The organism is Salinicola sp. (assembly GCF_982684285.1).
Map to the genome: position 1 here is coordinate 1 of NZ_CEXLVS010000443.1, position 1,489 is coordinate 1,489.

Consider the following 1,489-nt stretch of genomic DNA (forward strand, 5'->3'; position numbering starts at 1 on the left):
AATGTTAATTCATCCCGTGCAATTTCCATTACACGAACCATATTTCGACTTAACACCAATCAAAGTCATGCATACGAAAATTTAACTTATAAATTTATATAACTAATTATATATATTAAAAATATAAGCAAATCAAACTTCTTGCACATACTTCTTTCAGCGCCTGACGAGTGGTTAGTACCCAACTGATTTTAAATTCACCGTGACGATGGTGATTCACGATTACTAGTAATTCCTTATTCATGTAGTCGAGTTACAGACTACAATCCATATTATATCCTTTTTTGGGGGATTAGCTCAATTTCACAAAATCGCATCCCTTTGTAAAGGCATATGTGGCACGTCTATAGCCCACAGTATTAAGGCCATGATGACTTGTCTTAATCCCTATTATCTAACCTATATATTGGCGATCCACTTTATATATATAAATAAAGTGAGGGTTTTCGTTAATTAAAGGACTTAACCAGATCTCACGACATTAACTAAAGACAGCCGTGCAGCGCTTGTAAAATATTCAAACTGTGGTAAGGTTTTTCGCGGGTCATCGAATTAAATAACATACTTCACTACTGGTCTCAGAAACGGTCTAATGATTTCAGTTTATATGTTGCCATAGTACTCTTGAGGTGGAATGCTTACACTTTCATTTATAGACTAAATTTATATCTAGTCTATGACATTCATCATTGTCTGCTTGGACTACTAGGGTATCTAATCCTTCTCGCTACCCAAGCCTTCGTCCCTCAACGTCAGTTTTTACATAGAAGGATGCCTTCGCCGTTACCAGTCTCTCTGAGATTATTCATATTAAATCACTACTCCAGAAATTCTTCCTCCTTACATAAAACTCTAGTAAACAAGTACTCATTTAGAGTTTAATTTACCGTCTAGGTACCCTTTAAACCTAATAAAGATGATTAACACTAGTCTTCTACGTATTACCGCGACTGCTGGCACGTAGTTTGGTCAAGACTTATAAATAGAAAATTGTCATTATCATTATTCTATTTAGAATTTTATACGACTTAATCGTTATTGTATTATTATAATACACTTTCATTCTTCCAAGTTACTGGTTCAGCCTTTCGGCCATTGACCAATATTCCTCACTGCTGTACTAAAACGCATTGGGGTTTTTTCAGACCCAATGTGGTCGATCGACCTCTCAGTCACGACTACGGATTTAGCTAGTAAAGTCATTACCTTTACTACTACTCACCGTGATAATAATTAACATCTTAAAGCGGACTTTTATTTTCCTTTTTTCTATAAGGGATTTTCCCCTTACTTTAAGGTAGCCAAATTATCTTTTACTCACCTGTACACCACTACTACTTAGTTTTTTAACTAATTAGTCGTTCGATTAGCATGTGTCAAGTACTTGGACAGCGTTCAATCAGAGCCATCATCAAACTCAAAAAATTTTTTATGGTATAGGTCTTAGGTATATAAATATACTTATACCTATACCTTTATTGTCAGATAT

The 1,489-nt window shown here is 34.8% G+C and carries 1 rRNA gene; it reads right to left on the bottom strand.

What is annotated here, in order from left to right:
* A 16S ribosomal RNA gene (locus AC3AYF_RS20900) occupies positions 1-1,427 on the bottom strand.
* Positions 1,428-1,489: the final 62 nt, after the last annotated feature.